Raw genomic sequence first — 20887 nt, forward strand, 5'->3', positions numbered from 1 at the left:
ACGGAGCGCCGCGCGTAGCCGTACGAATGGCCCGCGCGGGCGGCGTTTTCTACAGTGGCGCAGCCGTCGGCAACAGCCGGCGCAACAACCCGAATCCACTGGAGATCACGAACAATGCAATCCATCATCCGCCTCGGCGGCGTCGCCGTCCTGCTCGCAGCTTCCGTCGCCCAGGCACAAGCTCAAGCCCAGGCGCCCGCGCCGGCCGTGCGCACCGAAAAGAACATCTCGCTGGCCCTGGCCAACCAGATCGCCGCCGAAGCCGTGGCCGCCTGCGCCGCCAATGGCTACAACGTGGCCGCCACCGTGGTCGACCGCGCCGGGACCGTGCGTGCCGTGCAGCGCGCCGACAACGCCGGCCCGCACACGCTGGCTTCGAGCGAGCGCAAGGCCTGGACCTCGGCTTCGGCCAAGAGTCCCACGCAGGCCATGATGGAAGGCGCGCAGAAGAACCCCGGCGCCGCCAACCTGGTGTACCTGCCGGGCTTCCTGCTGCTGGGCGGCGGCGTGCCGGTCAAGTCGGGCAATGAAGTGATCGGCGCGGTCGGCGTCGGCGGCGCGCCCGGCGGCCATCTCGACGACCAGTGCGCCAACGCGGCGCTCGAGAAGGTCAAGGGTTCCCTCTGATGATGGCGCGCGGTATCTGGCCGGGCCTGCTGGCGGTCGCGCTCGGGCTGGGCGTGCCGGCCGGTGCGTCCGCCCAGGTGCCGCCGCTGGCGGCCGAGGTGCTGGCCTTCGACGGGCTGCACCAGGCCGCCTGGCATGGCGATGCGCAGAAGCTGAAGGCGCTGATCGCCTCGGGGGCGAATCTCAATGCACGCGACACGCGCGGGCGCACGCCGCTGCACGTTGCCACCTTCGCCCGCCAGCGCGAGGCGATCAAGCTGCTGGCCAAGGCCGGCGCCGACCTCGACCTGCTCGAAGACGACCGCTACGACGCCGTCACCATCGCCGCGGTGGCCGACGATGCCGCGACGCTCTCGGTGCTGCTCTCGCTCGGTGCCAAGGCCGGGCAGACCACGAGCCGGTACGACGGCACGGCGCTCATCGCGGCCGCGCATCTCGGGCACGATGAGGTGGTGCGCAGGCTTATTGCAGCCGGCGCGCCGCTGGACCATGTCAACAACCTGCACTGGACGGCGGTGATCGAATCCATCGTGCTCGGCGACGGCGGCCCGCGCCACCAGCGGACGCTGGCTGCGCTGGTCGACGCCGGCGCCGACATCAGGCTGACGGACCGCCAGGGCAACACGCCGCTGCAGCTGGCGAAGGCGCGCGGCTACACCGCGATGGCGAAGCTGCTGGAGACACCGCGCGCAAAGTAGGCGGCTCGGGGAGAATGGGGCCTCGCCACGAGGCGCCACGAGGAAACCGCCCATGTACATGCCCCCGCAGTTCAATGCGAAGGACCCGGCCATCGCGCTGGAGCTGATGCGCTCGCATCCCTTCGCGAGCCTGATCTCGAACGACGACGACGGGCTGCCGTACGTCACGCACCTGCCGCTGGTCGCCGAGCAGCGCGCGGGCGACGAACTGGTGCTGTGGGGCCATTGCGCCAAGCCGAATCCGCACTGGCGCTACCTGCAGACCAGGCCCCGGGCGGTGGCCACCTTTCTCGGGCCGCATTCGTACCTCTCTCCCTCCGTCTACCCCGACCTGGCCCGCGTGCCGACCTGGAACTACCTGGCGGTGCATTGCACCGTCGAGGCACGGCTGATCGAGGAGCCCGCCGACAAGGACGCGCTGCTCAAGAAGCTCATTCACGACCACGAGCCCGCCTACGCGCAGCAGTGGCGCGACCTGGGCGAGGAGTTCCAGCTCAAGATGCTGGCCGGCATCGTGGGCTTCGAGCTGCGCGTGACTGCCCTGCAATGCAAGATCAAGCTCAACCAGCATCGCCGCGAATCGCATGCCGCGATGCACGCGGTCTACAGCGCTGGCACGCCGGACGAGCGGGCGCTCGCCGTGTGGATGGGCCGCCTGGGCATGGCCGCCGAGGCTCCCGTGGCGGAGGGCGGCTGAGATGCGCGGACTGGGTCTGATCGGCCTTGTGCTCGTGCTGGCGATCGTCGGGCTGGTCGCGAAGAAGCAGATGAGCAGCATGGCCTCTTCCGCACAACCGTCCGTGCCTGGCGTTGCAGCACCCGCCGCGGGCGATGCGCGAATGAATCCGCAGCAGGTGCAGCAGCAGGTCAAGGAAGCGCTGGACGCCGCGGTCAAGACACGCCAGATGCCCGATGACAACTGAGGCGACTCCATTGCCGGACGTGCACGACGACACGCACTGGATGGCGCTCGCGCTCGCCGAGGCGCGGCTTGCCGCCGAAGCGGGCGAGGTGCCGGTGGGCGCGGTGCTGGTGAAGGACGGCCGCCTGGTCGCGACGGGGCGCAACACGCCGGTCGCGCAGAACGATCCGAGTGCGCATGCCGAGATCAACGCGCTGCGTGCGGGAGCCCTCGCGCTCGGCAACTACCGGCTCGACGGCTGCGAGCTGTTCGTCACGCTCGAACCGTGCGCGATGTGTTCAGGGGCGATGCTGCATTCGCGCCTCGCTCGCGTGGTGTACGGCGCGGCCGATCCGAAGACTGGCGCGGCCGGCTCGGTGCTCGATCTCTTCGCGGAGCCACGGCTGAACCATCGCACGGTGGTGCAGGGCGGGGTGCTGGCGCAGGAGTGCAGCGCGGTCTTGCAGGCTTTTTTCCAGCAGCGCCGGAACGCTGCGCGCGCGACTGCCGAGCCCTTGCGCGACGACGCACTGCGCACGTCGCCCGAGCGCTTCGAGGCCTTGGCCGGCTATGACTTCGCGCCGCATTACGTGCAGGACCTGCCGAGCTTGCAGGGCTGGCGCATGCACTACGTCGATGAAGGTGCGGAGGATGCGGCCTGTTGCCTTTGCCTGCACGGTCCCGGCGAATGGGGCTACTTCTTCAGGCATCTCGTGGGCCTGCCGGGGCTGCGCACGCTGGTACCCGACCTGATCGGCTTCGGCAGGAGCGACAAGCCCAAGCGCGAGGCGGCGCATAGCCTGCAATGGCATCGCCACGTGCTGCTCGAATGGATGGCGCGGGTGGGAGTCGAGTCGGTGGCGCTCGTGCATAGCGAGGCCGCTTCCGAACTCGCCGTGCTGCTGCAGGCGGCAGCGCCCGGTCGGTTCGCGGCGGCACTGGTCGCGCCGGAGGGGCACGAGCACATCAAGGACGCATGGCGCGCGCCTTTTCCCGACCGGGGATACGAAGCAGCGCTGCGCGCACTGGGGCCTCTTGCCACTTCCTCGGGGCCGACGCCGGAGCAGGCCCGAACGGTCGTTCTGCAAGTGCGAAACGCAATGGGATACTCGAACGCGTGACCAAACACATCTATATCTACTCTCCCTCCAGCGCGGTCCGGGACAAGGCCGCTTTCCGGCGCGGCGTGAAGCGGCTCAGAGCGCTGGGTCATGAAGTCGAAGTCGACGACGCGGCGCTGTCGGTGCACCAGCGCTTCGCGGGCGACGATGCCACGCGGCTCGCCGCGATCTCGCGTGCCGCGGCCAGCGGCGCGGACGTGGCGCTCATAGCACGCGGCGGCTACGGGCTCACGCGCATCCTCGATGCCGTTCCGTACAAGGCGCTCACGAAGGCGATCGAGAAGGGCACGGAGTTCGTCGGCTGCAGCGACTTCACCGCGCTGCAGAACGCGCTGCTGGCCAAGACCGGCGCGGTGACCTGGTCGGGCCCCGCCGTCGGCGAGGACTTCGGTGCAGAGGCCGGTCCCGACGACATCATGGAAGCCTGCTTCGACGACCTGCTCACAGGGCAGGGCGAAGGCACGGGCTGGCGCATGCCGGCGCGCGATGTCGATCTGAAGTTCAAGCCCGTGCAGGACGCCACGTTGTGGGGCGGCAATCTGTGCGTGCTGACCAGCCTGCTCGGCACGCCGTACTTCCCGATGGTGGAGAAGGGCGTGCTCTTCATCGAAGACGTGAACGAGCACCCGTACCGCGTCGAACGCATGCTCGATCAGTTGAAGATGGCCGGTGTGCTGGCGCGCCAGCGTGCCATCGTGTTCGGGCAGTTCACCGGCATCCGGCTGGTGCCGGGCTACGACCGCGGATTCGGCCTCAACACCGTGATCGACCGGCTGCGCGCAACGCTCAAGGTGCCCGTGCTCGCGGGCCTGCCGTTCGGGCACGTGCAGACGAAGGTGTTATTGCCCGTGGGTGCGAAGGTGTCGATGGCTGCGGAAGGGCGTGATATTTTTCTCGTTTGGGGCCACAGGCATGCACATGGTCATGACGACCACCATGGACATGACCATCATCACGCCCATTGATCCGGACACAAAGAGAATAGAACGTTAAAAATCAGAACGGCCCCGAGGGGCCGTTGCAGTTTCAGTTGTTTTTGGTGAAGCGTTGATGCGCGCGCGGCCCCATCGAGCCGGGCAATCCGCCCTTGAACATGCTGTTGATGGCTTTCATCTGGCGGCGCGCGGCGGTTTCTCCGTCGATGGCGCTCAGCGCGATCATCACGTCCTGCCGCAGGTACCAGAGAGCTTCGACGTCGGCGGCAAAGCGCACGCGCTGGCTGACGCGCTGCACGGAATGACCGCCATGGCCCTGGAGCGCCGACAGCATCGCGGTACGGATGCGCCCCAACTGGTTCTCCGTCGCTTGACGGGATCCGGAGCCGGGTACGTTCAGCAGACGGAGAAGACGGCGAAAGAGCATGGGACGGGAAGTGTGTTGCCGGAACCGAGAACGGCCGCTACCTTAAGCCTGAGTTAACCATTCCACAAGATCTGAAACGTTGTTTCTTGTTTGCAAACAACACGCTTTACTTATCGTTTTCACTAGTCATTGAATTTTGTTTTCCAAAGTACTACAAGCCGATGAATGACTCTGTCTGCATTCGCCCTGTCGGCAGCGGCGTATACCCGGGAAGACAACAAAAGGGGCACGCAAGCTGCATATTCCGTGTGTGAGCGGGCGCGCGTACGCAGCGCCGGCCGCATGGACATGGAAGCGCGAAGGGCCCCGGGCAATTACAACCATCGGTAGAAATCGAGAAGAGCAAAAAGTATGGGTGTCAATTCCACAGTCGTATTCGCGGACTTGACGGGGAGCACGAGGGTCTTCGAGGCCATGGGAAATGCGCGGGCCACGGAGACAGTGACCCGTCTGACGCAATGGATCGGCGGCGTGTGCCAGGCGCACGGCGGCCGCGTGGTGAAGTCGCTCGGCGACGGCGTGTTCGCCATCTTCACCAGCGGTGCCGCGGCCACGCATGCGGTCATCGAGTTGCAGCGCTATCACCAGAAGCGGCTGCTCGCGTGGCCCGCGCCCCTGCGCATGGCGTTGCAGATCGGCGTGGCCAGCGGTGAGGTGGTGGAAGTCGAGGGCGACTGCTACGGCGATGCCGTCAACCTCGCCTCGCGTCTGAGCGACCTGGCCGGCCCGGGCCAGATCTGGGTGACTGCCGCGGTCATCTCCCAGTTGCGCGAAGGTTCGGTGCAGCACCGCGACCTCGGCCTCATCAACATCCGCGGGCGCAGCGAGATGTCGGTCGTCCACCGGATCGACTGGCAGGAGGACGTGACCTCGTTCCTCACCGTGCCCGCAGCGCTGGCCCCGCTGCGCATGCCCGATTCCTCGTTCGGCCAGATCGAACTCGCGTGGCTCGACGTGCGCTCGATGTTCCGCACAGAGGAGCTGCCGATCCACCTCGGCCGCGTCGACGACGCCCAGTTCGTCGTCAACGACCCGCGCGTCTCGCGCCTGCATGCGCGCATCGAGTTGCGCCAGGGCAGCTGCGTGCTGATCGACGTCAGCACCTACGGCACCTGGGTGCGTTTCCACGGCAACGACGGCCCCAGCACCGAGATCGCCTTGCGGCGCGAGGAGTGCGTCCTGCACGGCCGTGGAGAGATCGGCCTGGGCGCGCCGCTCAGCGATTTCAGTGCGCCGACCATCGCCTTCAATACGAGCAGCGGCGACGTGATGCTGTCGCGGCGCGAAATCGCGCGCTGATGCGGCCGCGCACCGCCCGAAGCGGTGACGTTTGGCTACCATGCCCGCATGCAATCGGGTGCACCGCGAGCACGCGTCGGGCGTTGCGTATCCACTCGGGCATTGTCCGCCCCAGGCCTGGAGCCACTGTGAACTTCAAATCTCGATCTTCTGTTTTCAAGCTGGCGGCCATCGGTGCCGTCATCGCCGGCGCGCTGCTGGCGGCGGGAGCCGCGAACGCGCGCGGAAGCTGGTCGGTGCAGATCGGCACCCCCGGCTACGTGGCCGGCGGCTACCCGGCGCCGTACTACGCGCCGCCACCGGTCTACAGCTATCCGGCACCCATCTACTACGCGCCGCCGCCGCCGGTCTACTACCGGCCGCCGCCCCCTCCGGTGTACTACCGCCCGGCACCCATCTACACGCCGCCGCCCGGCCGCATCTACTACGGGCCCGGCTATCCCTACCGCCCGCCGAACGACTGGGACGACGAGCGCGACTGACACTGTCACCTGAATGTTTTCTGAAGCATTGGCATGCCCTCTGGCATGCCAATTTTGTTTCAAGGAGTGACTAAAAAGTCACATTGGCACACATTTTTGTGGTGACTTGGCCCGTCTTGGACACTTGCCTTGCTGTTTTTTGGAGGGCATGCCGCTTGCCTTTAACGCTCCAACAGGCGTCGATACGCCGCAGGAGCGAGGATCATGTTGGAACAGCTGGAGGCCGAGCACACAAGACCGGCCGACGAGGTGGTGTACGTCGCGGAGACGGCGGCCACCCATGAAAACGAGGCGGCGCCCGACGGCTCCCGCTCGCTGAAGGCGGCAGCCGCGTTTTCCATTTCGGCGGCGCTGGCCGCATGCGGCGGCGGAGGAGGGGGTGGGAGCGGCGCCGGGGGCCTTGGCTTCCCCATCGGCGGCGGCACGCCCGGCGCCAACCCGGGCACCACGCCCGACACCGGTCCGTATCACTACCCCCAGGCGCAGAACGACGCCGAAGCCGCGCGCTTCCTGCTGCAGGCCCAGTTCTCGGCCTCCGACGACGAGATCGCCGCCGTGCGCGCCAAAGGCTACCTGCCGTGGCTCAGCGAGCAGCTCGGCGCGGCGCGACAGCCTTCGGCCTGGGAGTGGGTCAACAGCAAGGAGTACGCAGACGTCGAGACCGACGCCATGATCTGGCGCCAGCTCATGACGGCCGCCGACCCGGTGCGCAAGCGCATGGCACTGGCGCTCAGCGAGATCTTCGTGGTCTCGGGCACGGAGATCGGCTCGAGCTGGCCCACGGCCATGATGGCCCAGTACTGGGACATGCTCGCCAACGGCGTCACGGGCAACTTCCGCCAGCTGCTGGAAGACGTGACGCTCAACCCCGCGATGGGCTTCTATCTCAACACCCGCGGCAACAGGAAGGAAGACAACTCCGGCCGCCAGCCCGACGAGAACTACGCGCGCGAGGTCATGCAGCTCATGACCATCGGCCTCTACCAGCTCGAGGGCGACGGCACGGTGAGGACCGGCGCCGACGGCCAGCCCATCGAGACCTACGTGCAGAACGACGTGACCAATCTGGCGCGCGTCTTCACCGGCTACGACCTCGACATCCGCTCGTCCGAGCGCAACGCCTTCACTCCGCCCGGAGCCAGCTACACCATCGAGACCAACGCGTGGACCACGCGTCCCATGGCCTACAAGGCCTCCAACCACTCGATGCTGGAGGCGCGCTTCCTGGGCGCCACGGTGCCCGCGGGCACGGACGGTCCGGCGGCGCTGAAGATCGCGCTCGACACGCTCTTCAACCATCCGAACGTCGGGCCTTTCATCGGCCGGCAGCTGATCCAGCGGCTGGTCACGAGCAACCCGAGCCCCGCCTACGTGAAGCGCGTGGCCGACATCTTCGCCAACAACGGCGCGGGCGTGCGCGGCGACATGAAGAGCGTGTTCGCCGCAGTGCTGCTCGACGACGAGGCGCGCGGTCCCGCGGGCCTTTCCGATCCGAACTTCGGCCACCTGCGCGAGCCCATGCTGCGGTTCGTGCAATGGGGCCGTACCTTTGGCATCGGCTGCACATCGGACAACTGGAACATCGGCAACACCTCCGACCCCAGTTCGAGCCTGGGCCAGTGCCCGCTGCGCTCGCCCTCGGTGTTCAATTTCTTCCGGCCCGGCTACGTGCCGCCCTCGACCGCCATCGCCAGCAACAAGATGGTCGCGCCCGAGTTCCAGCTGGTCAACGAGACCAGCGTGGGCGGCTATCTCAACTTCCTGCAAGGCAGGCTGCAGAACGGCTTCGACAACAAGGACGTGATCGCCACCTATACGGCCGAGAAAGCGCTGGTGAACGACCCCGCCGCGCTGGTGCGCCGGCTCAACCTGCTGCTCACCGGCAACCAACTCTCGGCCGCCACGGTCGCGCTGATCACCGACGCCCTGAGCAAGGCGCCGCTGGCGAACCCCTCCACCGACGCCCGAAGGCTCGACCTCATCTGCGCCGGCGTGCTGCTGGTGATGGGCTCGCCCGAATACCTCGTGCAGAAATGAAGAAGAAAGAAGCCGGAGCGAACCGAACATGCACCTGATCGATCCTGCCCGCCACACGCGCCGCGCCTTCCTGCGCCGCTCGGGCCAACTCGCGATGGCCGGCACCGCGCTGCCGTTCGCGCTCAACCTCGCCGCCATGGGCGAAGCGGCCGCCCAGGCCGCGCCGGGCGACGACTACAAGGCGCTGGTCTGCGTCTTCCTCTTCGGCGGCAACGACTACGCCAACACACTCGTCAACTTCGACACCGACAGCTACAACAAGTACAGCACCATCCGCGGCGGCATCGCGCTGCCGTACGCGGGCCTCGCAGCCACCGAACTCAAACCCAACGTGGCGCTCGCCAACGGCCGAAAGTACGCGCTGAACCCGGCCATGGGCGGCCTCGCCACGCTCTTCGAGCAGGGCAAGATGGCCGTGCAGCTCAACGTCGGCCCGCTCATCAAGCCGCTCACGCGCGCGCAGTTCAACAGCACGAACCGCCGGGATTTCCCGATCCCCCCCAAGCTCTTCTCGCACAACGACCAGCAGTCGATCTGGCAGTCGTCGTCGCCCGAGGGCTCGACCATCGGCTGGGGCGGCAACCTCGGCGACCTGATGCTCGGCGGACAGCGCAATGCGTCGCTGTTCACCTGCATCTCGGTGGCGGGCAACGCGGTGTTCCTCTCGGGCGACGAGGCGCTCCAATACCAGGTCGGCACCGGCGGCGCGGTGCGCATCAACAGCGTGAGCCCGGCCACCGGCAGCGTCTACGGCTCATCGGCGGTCAAGGCCGCCATGCAGCAGATCGCGCAGCAGGCGCGCGGCCATACGCTGGAGAACGAATACAACAAGGTCACGCTGCGCGCCGTCGAGGCCGAAGGCAAGATCACCGCCGCCATTCAGGCCAACGACCTGAACGGCAACTTCCCCACCGGCAACAATCTGGCCGACCAGCTCAAGATGGTGGCGCGCCTGATCCGTGGGCGCACCTCGCTGGGCGTGAAACGCCAGGTGTTCTTCGTCTCCATGGGTGGCTACGACCTGCACGACGACCTCGACACCAAGCAGGGGCCGTTGATGCAGCGTCTGTCCGAGGCCATGACCGCCTTCCAGCGGCAGATGGAAACTCTCGGCGTCTCCGACAAGGTGACCGCCTTCACCGCCTCCGACTTCGGCCGCACGCTCTCGAGCAACGGCAACGGTTCCGACCACGGCTGGGGCAGCCATCACTTCGTGGTGGGCGGCGCGGTGAAAGGCAAGGCCTTCTACGGCACGCCGCCGCCGGTGAGCGTGGGCAACACCTCGGCCGACGACGACCAGTGGCACGTCGGCCAGGGCCGGCTGCTGCCCACCACTTCGGTCGACCAGTACGCGGCGACGCTGGCCAAGTGGTTCGGCGTGCCTGATCAAGACCTCAACGGCATCCTGCCGAACCTGAAGAATTTCAACAACATCACCGCGCCGAGCGGCATCAGCTACCCGCGCGACATGGGGTTCATGACATGAACACAGCAATGAGCAGCATGGCCAGCATGAGCGCCATCGGCGGCCTCAACGGCATGGAGGGCGGCGCCAGCGTCAACTTCAGCGCCGACCCGCCTGAGCAGGCACACGCCCCCGCGCGCAACAAGGGCGTGACCCACGTGCGCCCCTTCACCAGCGTCGATGCCGCCGTCGCGGCGGTGGAGTCGCTGGACCGCGATCTCAAGAAGTTCGAGCTCGCGGTGGCCGACAGCCTGCAGGACTACCTCGGCGTGCAGATGGCGCAGATCACCGACTGTGCATTGGCGCGCGGCTGGGAGCCGGTCAGCTTCATGCAGCGCGACGGCTTCCGCGTGTATCGCTACGAAGCCATGCGCAGCCCCCGCAAGAGCAAGAAAGGCGCAGCGGGGAAGACCGATCGCGCCTAGCCAGCCGATGCGAGGATTTGCCCCAGCTTCTCGATGTCGACCGGCTTCTGCAGGTGATGGTCGAAGAGCCCCTCGGCCGAGCGGCCGCCCGCGTCCTGCGCGGAGAAGCCCGAGATGGCGACCAGCAGCTTCGGCGTGCCTTCGCCGGTGCTCTCGCGCAGCCGCCGCGCCACCTCGGCGCCGGGCAGGTCGGGCAGGCTGAGGTCGATCAGCGCCGCGTCGAAGCTCCCGGCGGCGGCCGCGTCCAGCGCCTGGCGTGCCGTGTAGGTGCATTGCGCGGTGTGGTCGTGCAGGCTCAGCAGCTCCTGCAGCAGGTCGGCCGAGGCCTGGTTGTCATCGACGATCAGCACGTTCACTGGGGGCTCTTCTTTCCGTCAGGTTGGGCGTCAGATTGATTGGGAAGTATGGCGGGCGCCTGCAGCGGCAGCTCGACCGTGAAACGCGACCCTTCGCCCGGCGCGCTTTCCACGCCGATGCGCCCGCCGTGCAGGTCCACGATCTTGCGGGTGATGAAGAGCCCGAGGCCCAGTCCGGCCGCGTGCTTGCGGCTGTCCTCGGTGCGCTCGAATTGCTCGAAGATGCGGGCCTGGTCCTCGGGCGCGATGCCGATGCCCTGGTCGCGCACGCTCACCTGGGCCGTGTTGCCCAGCTGCTGAACGACCATCTCGACCGGCTTGCCGCCGCCGTAGCGCAGCGCGTTGGTCAGCAGGTTGGTCAGTACCTGCTCGATGCGGAACTCGTCCCATGCGCCGCGCAGTTCGGCAGGCGCCGAGAGCGTGATGGCCGCGCCTGCGGCTTCGGCCTGCTGGCGCAGGTTTTCCACCACCGCGTGCGCAAGCGCCGCCAGATCGGTCGGCTGGGGCTTGATGGACAGCGCGTCGCGCCGCATGCGCGTGACGTCGAGCATGTCGTCGATCAGCCGCACCATGTTGCGGATCTGCCGCTGGTCGCGCTCGATCATCGCGGGCAGGCGCTCGGGCGAGAAACTGGCGAGATTGCCCTTCGCCAGATGCAGCTGCCGCAGCTGCGCCTCGAGGTAGAGGGTGTTCAGCGGCGTGCGCAACTCGTGCGACACCATCGACATGAAATCGTCGCGCATGCGCACCGCGCGCTCCAGGTCGTGCTGCGTCTGCTGCAGCTGCTGCACCAGTTCTTCCTGCTTCTTGTGGGCGGCGGCGAGCGAATCCATTTCGTGGCGCAGCGCCTTGCGGTGCTGGTAGAGGTCGACGAACACGTTCACCTTGCTGACCACCGCGTGCGGGTCCAGCGGCTTGTGCAGGAAGTCGACCGCGCCGCTCTCGTAGCCCTGGAAGGCGTAGTTCAGCTCGCGACCCGCGGCGCTCACGAAGATGATGGGGATGTGCCGCGTGCGCTCGGTGCCGCGCATCAGCTCGGCCAGCTCGAAGCCGTTCATGCCGGGCATCTGCACGTCGACGATGGCGAGCGCGAATTCGTGCTCCAGCAGCAGCGCCAGCGCGGCGTCGGCCGAACCGGCGCGGTAGGCGATGCGGCCGGGCGCGCGGATCAGCGCCTCCAGCGCCAGCAGGTTTTCGGGCAGGTCGTCCACGAGCAGCAGCTTGCTTTCGATGTCAATGTTCATGGACGGCTTCCAGTTGGAGCAGCAGGTTGCGCAGTTCGCGCAGGGGCAGCACGTAGTCGGGGATATGGCGCGCGATGGCGGCCTGGGGCATGGTGGGAATCTGGGCTTCCCCGGGTTCCTGCACGGCGGTGAGCCCGCCGGCCAGGTGGATGCGGTGCAGGCCTTGCGCGCCGTCGTCGTTCGCGCCGGTCAGGAGGAAGCCGGCGAGGGCGGGGCCGTAGGCATCGGCGGCCGAGCCCATCAGCAGGTCGATGGACGGGCGCGAGAACAGCACCGGCGGCTCGCAGCTCAGCGAGAAGGTGCGCTCGCGCTCGATCGACAGGTGATAGCCCGGGGGCGCGAAGTACAGGCTGCCGGCCGAAACCGGCATCTTGTCGTTGGCCTCGTGCACGGGAATAGGCAGGCGCTGCGCGAAGATCTCGGCCAGGCGGCTCTCGTGCTCCTCGGGCAGGTGCAGCACCACCGCCATCGGCAGGCGCCAGACGGCCGGCAGGTCTTCGAGCAGGACGCACAGCGCGTCGATGCCGCCGGCCGAGGCGCCAAGCACCACGGCGTCCACGCGCTTGCGGATGGGGAAGCGCAGCTGGCGTTTCATCTGGCCCGTCATGCGGCTTTCTTGCGGTAGATGCGCTCGGCGCGCGCATGCGCGTCGAAGCGGTCGGCGTAGCCCGAGAAGTCGATGCTCTCCTTCGAGCCCAGTCCCAGAAAGCCGCGGTGCGACAGCGACTCGTGGAACAGGCCCAGCGCCCGGTCCTGCAACTCGCGGTTGAAGTAGATCAGCACGTTGCGGCACGACACCAGCTGCGTCTCGGCGAACACGCTGTCGGTCGCCAGGCTGTGGTCGGCGAAGATCACGTCGGCGCACAGCGAGGGGTCGAAGCGCGCGGCCTCGTAGGCGGCGGTGTAGTAGTCGGAGAACTCGCTGCGTCCGCCCGCGCGCTGGTAGTTGGTGGTGTAGCCCCGGATGGCTTCCAGCGGGAAGATGCCCTGCCTGGCCTTCTCCAGCGAAGCCGGGTTGATGTCGGTGGCGTAGATCTGCGTGCGCGCGAGCAGGCCTTCCTCGCGCAGCAGGATGGCCAGCGAGAACACTTCCTCGCCCGTGCTGCAGCCCGCCACCCATACCTTGACGGAAGGGTAGGTGTGCAGGATAGGCACCACGTGCTGGCGCAGGGCCAGGAAGTACGACGGGTCGCGGAACATCTCGCTGACCGGGATCGTCAGGAACTGCAGCAGCCGGCCGAAGAGGGCCGCATCGCGCAGCACCCGCTCCTGCAGCGCCGAGATGCTCGGCAGCCCGAGCTGGTCGAGCGCGTGCAACACGCGGCGCTTCTGCGAGGCCACCGTGTAGTTGCGGAAGTCGTAGCTGTACTTGAGGTAGATCGCCTCCATCAGCAGCCGCAGCTCGATCTCGGTGTCGCTCAGCGGCGGCAGCGGCGCCACGCCGTTGCCGTTCTTCGGATTGCGCGGGCTCGTGGTCACAGCCGCTCCATCTTCGGCAGCCAGACGCGCAGCAGCGAGAACAGGCGCTCCAGGTCCACCGGCTTGGCGAGGTAGTCGTTGGCGCCGGCGGCCAGGCATTGCTCGCGGTCGTCCTTGGTGGCCTTGGCGGTGATGGCGATCACCGGCATATGGGCGAAGCGCGGGTCGCCGCGCAGGCGCCGGGTGGCTTCCAGGCCATCCATCTCCGGCATCATCACGTCCATCAGCACCAGGTCGATCTCGCTGACCTGGTCGAGCTTTTCGAGCGCCTCGCGGCCGTTGCGGCCGATCTCGACGATGGCGCCGCGCTGCTCCAGCGCGCTGGTCAGCGCGAAGATGTTGCGCACGTCGTCGTCCACCAGCAGGAGGGTGCGGCCCTCGAAGATGCGGTCGCGCCCGCGTGCCGTCTTCAGCATGCCCTGGCGCTCGCTCGAAAGCTCGGCCTCCACCTTGTGCAGGAAGAGCGTCACCTCGTCGAGCAGGCGTTCCGGCGAGCGGGCGCCCTTGATGATGATCGAGCGCGAGTAGCGCTGCAGCTCGGTCTCTTCGTCGCGCGTGAGGTTGCGCCCGGTGTAGACGATGACGGGCGGGAACGACACGATCTCCTCCGCCGCCATGGCCTTGAGCAGCTCGCTGCCCTGCATGTCGGGCAGCTTCAGGTCGGTGATCATGCAGTCGAACACGCGGGTGCGCAGCAGCTCCAGCGCCTCCTCGCCGGAGCCGACGGCGACGATCTCGATGTCGTCGTCGCCGATCAGCCTGATGACGCTCTCGCGCTGGAGTTCGTCGTCTTCCACCAGCAGCACGACCTTGACCTTCTGCGTGAGCTTTTCTTCCAGCCGGCCGAACACCTTCATCAGCTCGTCGCGGGTGGCCGGCTTCAGCGCGTAGCCGACGGCGCCCATCTGCAGCGCCGCGCCCTGCGCGCTCTCGGCGGCCGAGACCACGTGGATCGGGATGTGCCGGGTGTGCGGCGAATCCTTCAGCCGCTGCAGCAGGTCGAGGCCGGTGCTGTCGGGCAGGCGCATGTCCAGCAGGATCGCGTCGGGCAGGAACTGCGAGGCCAGCTCGAAACCGTCGGCCGCGCCATGCGCCACCAGGCAGCGGTAGCCCAGCTCGTGCGCCAGGTCGTAGAGGATGTGCGCGAACTGCGGCTCGTCCTCGATCACCAGCACGCGGCGCACCTGGTCGCGCGGCAGGCTGCGGTCGTCGGCGAACTGCGGCGCAGGCACCGGCGCGGGAGGGTTGGGCGCCAGCGTGGGCTGCACGTGGACGGCAGGCGAGTGCGCGGAGCGGGGCGTGTAGACGGCCGGCGGCTTCTGCTGCTGCTGCTGCTGCTGATAGTCCGGCGAAGCCTGCGGCGCCCTGGCCGGCAGTTCGAGCACGAAGGTGCTGCCCTGGCCCGGCGTGCTGTCGACGGTGAGCGTGCCGCCCAGCAGCTGCGTGAGGTCGCGCGAGATCGACAGGCCCAGCCCGGTGCCGCCGTAGCGCCGGCTGGTGGTGCCGTCGGCCTGGCGGAACGCTTCGAAGATCAGCTCGTGCTGCTGCGGATCGATGCCGATGCCCGAGTCGGATACCGCGAAGGCCGCGCCGCCGCCCGCCGCCGGCGAGATCACCAGCTTCACCTCGCCGCTGTCGGTGAACTTGATCGCGTTCGACAGCAGGTTCTTCAGGATCTGCTCCACCCGCTGCCGGTCGGTGAGCAGCGAGACCGGTGCATCGGGCTGCAGTTCGAGCCTGAATTTCAGGTTCTTCTGCATGGCCAGCGGGCCGAAGGTGCTCTCCAGGCTGTGGGCCAGCCGGGCCAGGGGCACGTCCTCGGTCACCACCTCGAGCTTGCCGGCCTCGACCTTCGCGATGTCGAGGATGTCGTTGATCAGCACCAGCAGGTCGTTGCCCGACGAATAGATCGACTCCGCGAACTTCACCTGCTCGCTGGTCAGGTTGCCCTGCGGGTTGTCGCCCAGCAGCTTGGCGAGGATGAGCGCGCTGTTGAGCGGCGTGCGCAGCTCGTGGGACATGTTGGCGAGGAATTCCGACTTGTAGCGGCTGGCGCGCTGCAGTTCGTCGGCGCGGTCTTCCAGGTCGCGCTGCACGCGGCGCAGCGCGGTGTTGCGCTGGTCGAGCGCCTCGGTGCGCTCGGAAAGCTGGCTGTTGGTCTGCTCCAGCTCGGCCTGCTGGTTCTCCAGCATGGCCTGGGAGGCGCGCAGCGCGCGCGACTGTTCCTCCAGTTCCTCGTTGGCGGTGCGCAGCTCTTCCTGCTGCACCTGCAGCTCCTCGTTGAGCTGCTGGGTTTCGGCGAGCACCTCCTGCAGCTGCTCGCGGTAGCGCGCGGCCGCCAGCGAGGTGCCGATGTCGTCCGCCACCATCTCGACCAGCTGGCTGCCGCGCTCGTCCAGCGTGCCGGGCAGGCCGAGCTCGACCACGCCGTTGACCATGCCGCCGCTGCCCACCGGCACCAGCAGCACCGCCTTCGGCGCCATCTCGCCCAGGCCGGAGTTGACTCTCAGGTATTCGGCGTCGATCGGGTCGATCAGCATGCGCCGGTTCTCGGCCGCGGCCTGGCCGACCAGGCTTTCTGTGGGCGAGAAGACCTGCGGCATGGCCTCTGCGGCGCTGGAGAAACCGTAGCTCGCCGCCCGGCGCAGCGGGCCATGGCGCTCGCGCACGTAGATGGCGCCCACCGAGGCGCCCAGGTGGCGCGAGAAGAAGGACAGGATCTTGCGGCCCATGTCCGGCGCGCTGAGCTCGCCCACCAGGTCGCCCACCAGTTCGGTCTGCGCGCCGCGCAGCCAGGCCTCGTGCGCCAGCCGGTCGTTATGGCCCGCCTGTTCCTGCAGCACCACGTCGTAGCTGTCCGACAGCCGCACCAGCTGCCTGCGTCCGAAGTAGGCCACCAGCCCCGTGAAGCCCAGCGTGAACAGCAGGAACAGGCCGACCACCCACCAGGCGGTGCGGTTTGCCTCGTTGTTGCGCTGGAAGCGCAGGGCCTGCTCGGTTTCCATGAACGCGGTGAACTCGGCGCGCATGCTGTCGGTCAGCCGCTTGCCCCGGCCCAGGCGCACCTGCATCTGGGTGTCCTGGCCGTTGCGGTGCGCCGAGATCAGGTCGGCGGCGTAGTCGTTCCAGCTGGCCTGGATGGCTGCGATGCGGTCGACGCGCTCCACCTGCTGGCGGTTGTCCGCCACGAGCTCGCGAAGCATCGCCGTATCGGCTTTCACGCGGGGCAGGGCGTTCTGGTAGGGCTCCAGGAAGCTCTCGTCGTTGGTGATCAGGAAGCCGCGCATGCCGGTTTCCATGTCGATGCTCTGGCGCTGCAGTTCGCTGGCGGCGCGGGTGACGCGGTCGGTGTGCTCGACCCAGCCGATGGTGGACAGCAGGAACAGGATCAGCCCGACGAACACCACGGCGCCGAACACACCGCCGATCAGGGGGAGCTTGATGTTGCGGCTCAGCAGTCGCTCGAAATCGTCGGGGTCGATCGCGGTGGGGGTTTTCGTCATCGGTGCTATTTGTAAGCAAAACTTGTGAAGTCTGGCCGATAAAAGCGCGTGACCCTGTCGGAAAACATCCCGACAGGGCACCAAGGCGGGGCGTGCAGGGTGGAGTGCCTCGTTATACTGTTATTTCATACAGTAAACGCCAGATGGGCTCCGAACCCTTCAAGCCGCAAGACGCGGCTCCCGCCATTGCCAGGCACGTAGTGTCGGTCAAGGCCCTGTGCGCCTTCGGCGCGAAGGCAGGCGACCTCGACCTGCGCTTCGTGCCCGCGCCCAGCGCGCTCGAAGGCATGGCCGGGCATGCGCTGGTTCAGCACCGGCGCGGCGGCGAATACGAGTGCGAGGTCGCGCTCGAAGCCACCTGCGGTGCGGTTCACGTGCGCGGTCGTGCCGACGGCTACGAATTCCACCGGGCCAGGGTCGAGGAAATCAAGACCTTTCGGGGCGACTTCGACGCCATCCGCGGCAACCACCGCGCGCTGCACTGGGCGCAGGCCCGCACCTACGGCTGGATGCTGTGCGAGCGCGACGGCCACGACGAGATGGTGGTGGCGCTGGTCTACCTCGACCTCGCCACGGGCGACGAGACCGTGCTGGAGGAGCAGCACACCCGAGAGGCCCTGCGCGAGCATTTCGAGCTGCTGTGCGGCCGCTACGCCGCCTGGGCCGCGAGCGAGGCGGCTCACCGTGCCGCGCTCGACGGCACGCTGGCTGGGCTGGAATTCCCGTACGGCAGCTTCCGCGCCGGGCAGCGCGAACTTGCGGAGGCCGTCTACCGCGCCGGTGCGGGCGGGCGCTGTCTCATGGCGCAGGCGCCCACCGGCATCGGCAAGACGCTGGCCACCATCTTCCCGTTGCTGAAGGCCCGTGCGGCCCGCAGGATCGACAAGCTGTTCTTCCTCACGGCCAAGACCTCGGGCAGGCCCGTGGCGCTCGATGCGCTGCGCGTGCTTGACAAGGGCCGGGGGCAGGGCAGGCTGCGCGTGCTCGAGCTCGCGGCGCGCGAGAAGGTCTGCGAGTACCCCGACCGCGCCTGCCACGGCGACGCATGCCCGCTCGCCCGGGGCTTCTACGACCGCCTGCCCGCCGCGCGCGAGCAGGCCGCGCAGATGGCGTGGCTGGACCGCGAGGCGCTGCGCGACATCGGCCTCGCGCACGAGGTCTGCCCCTATTTCCTGGCCCAGGAGATGGCGCACTGGGCCGATGCCGTCGTCGGCGACTACAACTACTACTTCGACAGCAGCGCCTTTCTCTACGCCACCATGCGCGAAGACGACTGGCGTGCCGCGGTGCTGGTCGACGAAGCCCACAACCTGCTCGAACGCGCGCGCGGCATGTACACGGCCGAGCTCGATGGCGGCGCGCTCGAGGAGGCCCACCGCGCAGCCCCCGCCGTGCTGCGCGGCCCGCTCGCGCGGGTGTTCCGCGAGTGGGACACGGTGCAGCAGTCGCAGCAGGCCGGCTACGAAACCGCCGACGAGATTCCCGAGCGCTTCCTGCGTACCCTGCAGGCCGCCAACACCGCCATGGCCGAGCACTTCGCGGCCACGCCCGAGGCGTCGCAGGGGCCGCTGCAGCGCTTCTTCTTCGACGCGCTGCACTTCGCGCGGCTGGCCGAAGCCTTCGGCGACCACTCGGTGTTCGAGCGCACGCTGGGGGCCACGCAGCAGGCGCGCCGCCTGGCCATCCGCAACCTGGTGCCGGCGCCTTTCCTGCAGAACCGCTTCGCGGAAGCGGCTTCGGTCACCTGCTTCTCGGGCACGCTGTCGCCCTTCGGGTTCTACCGCGACGCCCTCGGCATGCCCGAGGACGCCGCGCTGCTGGACGTGGCCTCGCCATTCCACAGCACGCAGCTGCGCGTCGAGGTGGCGATGCACGTGTCGACGCGCTTTCGAGACCGTGCGGGCTCGCTGCGCAACGTGGCCGACATCATCGGCGCGCAGTTCGAGCGCCTGCCGGGCAACTACCTGGCCTTCTTCAGCAGCTTCGACTACCTGGAGAAGGCCTGCGCCGCCTTCTCGCTGCGGCACCCCGGCGTTCCCGTGTGGACCCAGACGCGCGGCATGCGGGAAGCCGAGCGCCAGGGCTTCGTGGCGCGATTCGAAGAGGGTGGGCAGGGCGTCGGCTTCGCGGTGCTGGGCGGCGCTTTCGGCGAGGGCATCGACCTGCCGGGCAGCCGCCTGATCGGCGCCTTCGTGGCCAGCCTTGGCTTGCCCCAATACAACGAACTCAACGAGATCACCCGCGAGCGCATGCAGGCGCGCTTCGGCAAGGGCTACGAGTACACGTACCTCTACCCCGGCCTACAGAAAGTGGTGCAGGCCGCCGGCCGCGTCATTCGTACCGAGGAAGACCAGGGCGTGTTGCACCTGCTGGACGACCGCTTCGCACGCGCCGAGATCCGTGAGCTGCTGCCGCGCTGGTGGGACGTGCGAATGGTGAAGGACTGATGCGATGGGTGCCGGCCGGCGGAATCCGCCTTCGGGCGGGTGCAATTGCAAACTATTGGGGCCTGGCGCGCTCTCAATTGGAAAACATCTCAGAGGAGAACTCAATTCAATTGCTGGACTGAATTGTAAACTTTTGGGCGAATCTAGAATTAAAAACCGAATTCAATGAGGAGGAAATTCCATGCAATCAGATCGCCCGATCGAACAATCAGCCATTCCTGAAAAATCGCGCAGGCAATTCCTGCAAAAGGGTGCGCAGGCAGCCACGGCGCTCCTGGGCACCTCGGTCATGGGCGCTTGCGGCGGCGGTGGTGATGGAGGCAGTGGAGCGGCCAGCACCTCCAATCTCTCAGCCCTGCTGCCTGCCTCGGCAAATCCTGCGGGTCCGATTTCACCCGAGTCTTCCGCCGCACCGCCAGCGGCCGCAATGCCGGCCCTGGTAAAAAGCCCGGTCATCCATTCCTTTTCTCCGAGCCTGGAAAAGCGAGGCAAGGTAATTGTCATCAGCGGCGCCGAATTCGACTCGAGTGCCTCGGTTTGTTTTGGCGAGGTCGTTGCGACCAGGTTCAGCGTCGATTCCCCGAACCAGATTTCGGTTTTCGTGCCCGATTCGGCAAAGGACGCGGAAATCATCGTCCGTACCGCCGGCGGCGAAGCCAGATCGAGCCGCAAATTCGAAGTCGCGCTGGTGCCGGAGTCGGCCAGGGACTATCGGCTCGCGTGGCACGACGAGTTCGAAGGCAGCGCGCTCGACCCCGCCAAATGGGCCGCGGTCACCGGCGTGCGCGCCAACGCGGTCCAGACGCCCGAAGCCGCCACGGTGGCGGACAGCGTCCTGAAGATCTCGACCTACACCGACCCTTCGGCCGGCACCCATCACACCGGTTTCCTGCGCACGGCCCGGCTCTACGAATTCCGCTTCGGCTACATCGAGGCACGCGTGCGCTTCGCATCGAAGCCGGGGCAGTGGAGCGCGTTCTGGCTGATGTCCAATGCGAACAAGGCGGCCACGCCGCCCGATCCCGCCGCCGGCGTGGAGGTGGACATCATCGAGCACCGGGAGTTCTCGAAGAATGACGCGGAGAAGATCAACAACCAGTTCTCGAGCGCAGTGCACTGGAACGGCTACGAGACAGGCAAGACCATCAGCCGCAACACCGGCCAGCAGCAGCTGCCGGCAGGCCAGTCGTTTTCCGAATGGCACACCGTGGGCCTGCTGTGGACCCCGGAGGGATACGAGTTCTACCTCGACGGCGCGGCGACACCCTACGCCACCATCAAGGAGGGGGTGTCGCTGAGCAACCAATACATCAAGCTCACCTGCGAGATCAAGGACAACGGCTGGGCAGGCAATATTCCTTCCAGCGGCTACGGCCCCCTGGGCGCCGGCACGAACGCGACCATGGAAGTCGACTGGGTCCGCGTCTGGCAGGCCGCCTGA

General features: G+C 67.6%; 19 protein-coding genes. 13 read left to right on the top strand and 6 right to left on the bottom strand.

Annotated elements, in window-relative coordinates; translation table 11 throughout:
• Positions 1-114: 114 nt before the first annotated feature.
• From ABL838_RS14830 to ABL838_RS14855, 6 genes are read left to right on the top strand one after another with little or no spacing between them, the layout of a single operon-like run.
• Complete coding sequence (locus ABL838_RS14830; protein ID WP_418125756.1) at positions 115-627, top strand: GlcG/HbpS family heme-binding protein; 513 nt, start codon at positions 115-117, stop codon at positions 625-627.
• Complete coding sequence (locus ABL838_RS14835) at positions 627-1325, top strand: ankyrin repeat domain-containing protein (RefSeq protein WP_418125757.1); 699 nt, start codon at positions 627-629, stop codon at positions 1323-1325. The genes ABL838_RS14830 and ABL838_RS14835 overlap by 1 nt, the downstream gene beginning before the upstream one ends.
• Positions 1326-1377: 52 nt before the next feature.
• Complete coding sequence (locus tag ABL838_RS14840; protein ID WP_418125758.1) at positions 1378-2022, top strand: FMN-binding negative transcriptional regulator; 645 nt, start codon at positions 1378-1380, stop codon at positions 2020-2022.
• 1 nt (position 2023) lies between these two features.
• A complete protein-coding gene (locus ABL838_RS14845) occupies positions 2024-2248 on the top strand; it encodes a hypothetical protein (protein WP_126019577.1) in 225 nt (74 codons plus the stop codon).
• Positions 2238-3347 carry a tRNA adenosine(34) deaminase TadA gene (gene tadA, locus ABL838_RS14850; RefSeq protein ID WP_369658203.1) on the top strand — a complete coding sequence of 370 codons (1110 nt, stop codon included), beginning with the start codon at positions 2238-2240 and terminating at the stop codon, positions 3345-3347. Before ABL838_RS14845 ends, tadA begins: the two co-directional genes overlap by 11 nt.
• Positions 3344-4312 (top strand): LD-carboxypeptidase, encoded by a 969-nt coding sequence (locus tag ABL838_RS14855; protein ID WP_184638069.1) that lies wholly within the window; start codon positions 3344-3346, stop codon positions 4310-4312. Before tadA ends, ABL838_RS14855 begins: the two co-directional genes overlap by 4 nt.
• Before the next feature lie 61 nt (positions 4313-4373).
• On the opposite strand, the gene ABL838_RS14860 is transcribed toward ABL838_RS14855, so the two are convergent.
• Positions 4374-4709, bottom strand: coding sequence for a hypothetical protein (locus ABL838_RS14860; protein ID WP_126019584.1), 336 nt, complete (start codon positions 4707-4709; stop codon positions 4374-4376).
• Between the two features lie 351 nt (positions 4710-5060).
• Here ABL838_RS14860 and ABL838_RS14865 point away from each other — a divergent pair, with 351 nt between their 5' ends.
• From ABL838_RS14865 to ABL838_RS14885, 5 genes are all read left to right on the top strand, one after another.
• Positions 5061-6008, top strand: a complete 948-nt coding sequence (locus ABL838_RS14865) for an adenylate/guanylate cyclase domain-containing protein (protein ID WP_126019586.1) — start codon at positions 5061-5063, stop codon at positions 6006-6008.
• A gap of 128 nt (positions 6009-6136) precedes the next feature.
• Positions 6137-6490 (top strand): hypothetical protein, encoded by a 354-nt coding sequence (locus ABL838_RS14870; protein WP_126019588.1) that lies wholly within the window; start codon positions 6137-6139, stop codon positions 6488-6490.
• Between the two features lie 204 nt (positions 6491-6694).
• Positions 6695-8527 carry a DUF1800 domain-containing protein gene (locus ABL838_RS14875; RefSeq protein WP_418125759.1) on the top strand — a complete coding sequence of 611 codons (1833 nt, stop codon included), beginning with the start codon at positions 6695-6697 and terminating at the stop codon, positions 8525-8527.
• A 28-nt stretch (positions 8528-8555) separates the two neighbouring features.
• Positions 8556-10013, top strand: coding sequence for a DUF1501 domain-containing protein (locus ABL838_RS14880; RefSeq protein WP_418125760.1), 1458 nt, complete (start codon positions 8556-8558; stop codon positions 10011-10013).
• Positions 10014-10021: 8 nt separating this feature from the next.
• Positions 10022-10417 (top strand): hypothetical protein, encoded by a 396-nt coding sequence (locus ABL838_RS14885; protein WP_418120353.1) that lies wholly within the window; start codon positions 10022-10024, stop codon positions 10415-10417.
• Here ABL838_RS14885 and ABL838_RS14890 read toward each other — a convergent pair.
• The 5 genes from ABL838_RS14890 to ABL838_RS14910 all read right to left on the bottom strand — a co-directional run bounded on the left by ABL838_RS14890 (position 10414) and on the right by ABL838_RS14910 (position 16999).
• The gene (locus ABL838_RS14890) at positions 10414-10773 is read right to left on the bottom strand and encodes a response regulator (RefSeq protein ID WP_126019594.1); all 360 of its coding nucleotides are present in this window, start codon (positions 10771-10773) and stop codon (positions 10414-10416) included. The two genes, ABL838_RS14885 and ABL838_RS14890, sit on opposite strands and share 4 nt — an antisense overlap.
• Entirely contained in the window at positions 10770-12017 is a 1248-nt protein-coding gene (locus ABL838_RS14895; RefSeq protein ID WP_418125761.1) for a hybrid sensor histidine kinase/response regulator, read from the bottom strand. The genes ABL838_RS14890 and ABL838_RS14895 overlap by 4 nt, the downstream gene beginning before the upstream one ends.
• Positions 12007-12624, bottom strand: coding sequence for a chemotaxis protein CheB (locus tag ABL838_RS14900; protein WP_418125762.1), 618 nt, complete (start codon positions 12622-12624; stop codon positions 12007-12009). The genes ABL838_RS14895 and ABL838_RS14900 overlap by 11 nt, the downstream gene beginning before the upstream one ends.
• Entirely contained in the window at positions 12621-13406 is a 786-nt protein-coding gene (locus tag ABL838_RS14905) for a CheR family methyltransferase (protein WP_184638772.1), read from the bottom strand. The genes ABL838_RS14900 and ABL838_RS14905 overlap by 4 nt, the downstream gene beginning before the upstream one ends.
• 86 nt (positions 13407-13492) lie before the next feature.
• Positions 13493-16999, bottom strand: a complete 3507-nt coding sequence (locus tag ABL838_RS14910; RefSeq protein ID WP_418125763.1) for a response regulator — start codon at positions 16997-16999, stop codon at positions 13493-13495.
• Positions 17000-17142: 143 nt separating this feature from the next.
• Between ABL838_RS14910 and ABL838_RS14915 the strand changes: the two genes are divergently transcribed.
• Together ABL838_RS14915 and ABL838_RS14920 are read left to right on the top strand one after the other, a co-directional pair.
• On the top strand, positions 17143-19446 hold the full coding sequence (locus ABL838_RS14915; protein WP_418125765.1) for a helicase C-terminal domain-containing protein: 2304 nt from the start codon (positions 17143-17145) through the stop codon (positions 19444-19446).
• A gap of 181 nt (positions 19447-19627) precedes the next feature.
• Positions 19628-20887: a family 16 glycosylhydrolase gene (locus tag ABL838_RS14920; RefSeq protein ID WP_418125766.1), complete on the top strand. Its 1260-nt coding sequence runs from the start codon at positions 19628-19630 to the stop codon at positions 20885-20887.

It is taken from the genome of Variovorax sp. 160MFSha2.1 (genome assembly GCF_048305075.1).
In the GTDB taxonomy this organism is placed as follows: Bacteria; Pseudomonadota; Gammaproteobacteria; order Burkholderiales; family Burkholderiaceae_C; genus Variovorax; species Variovorax guangxiensis.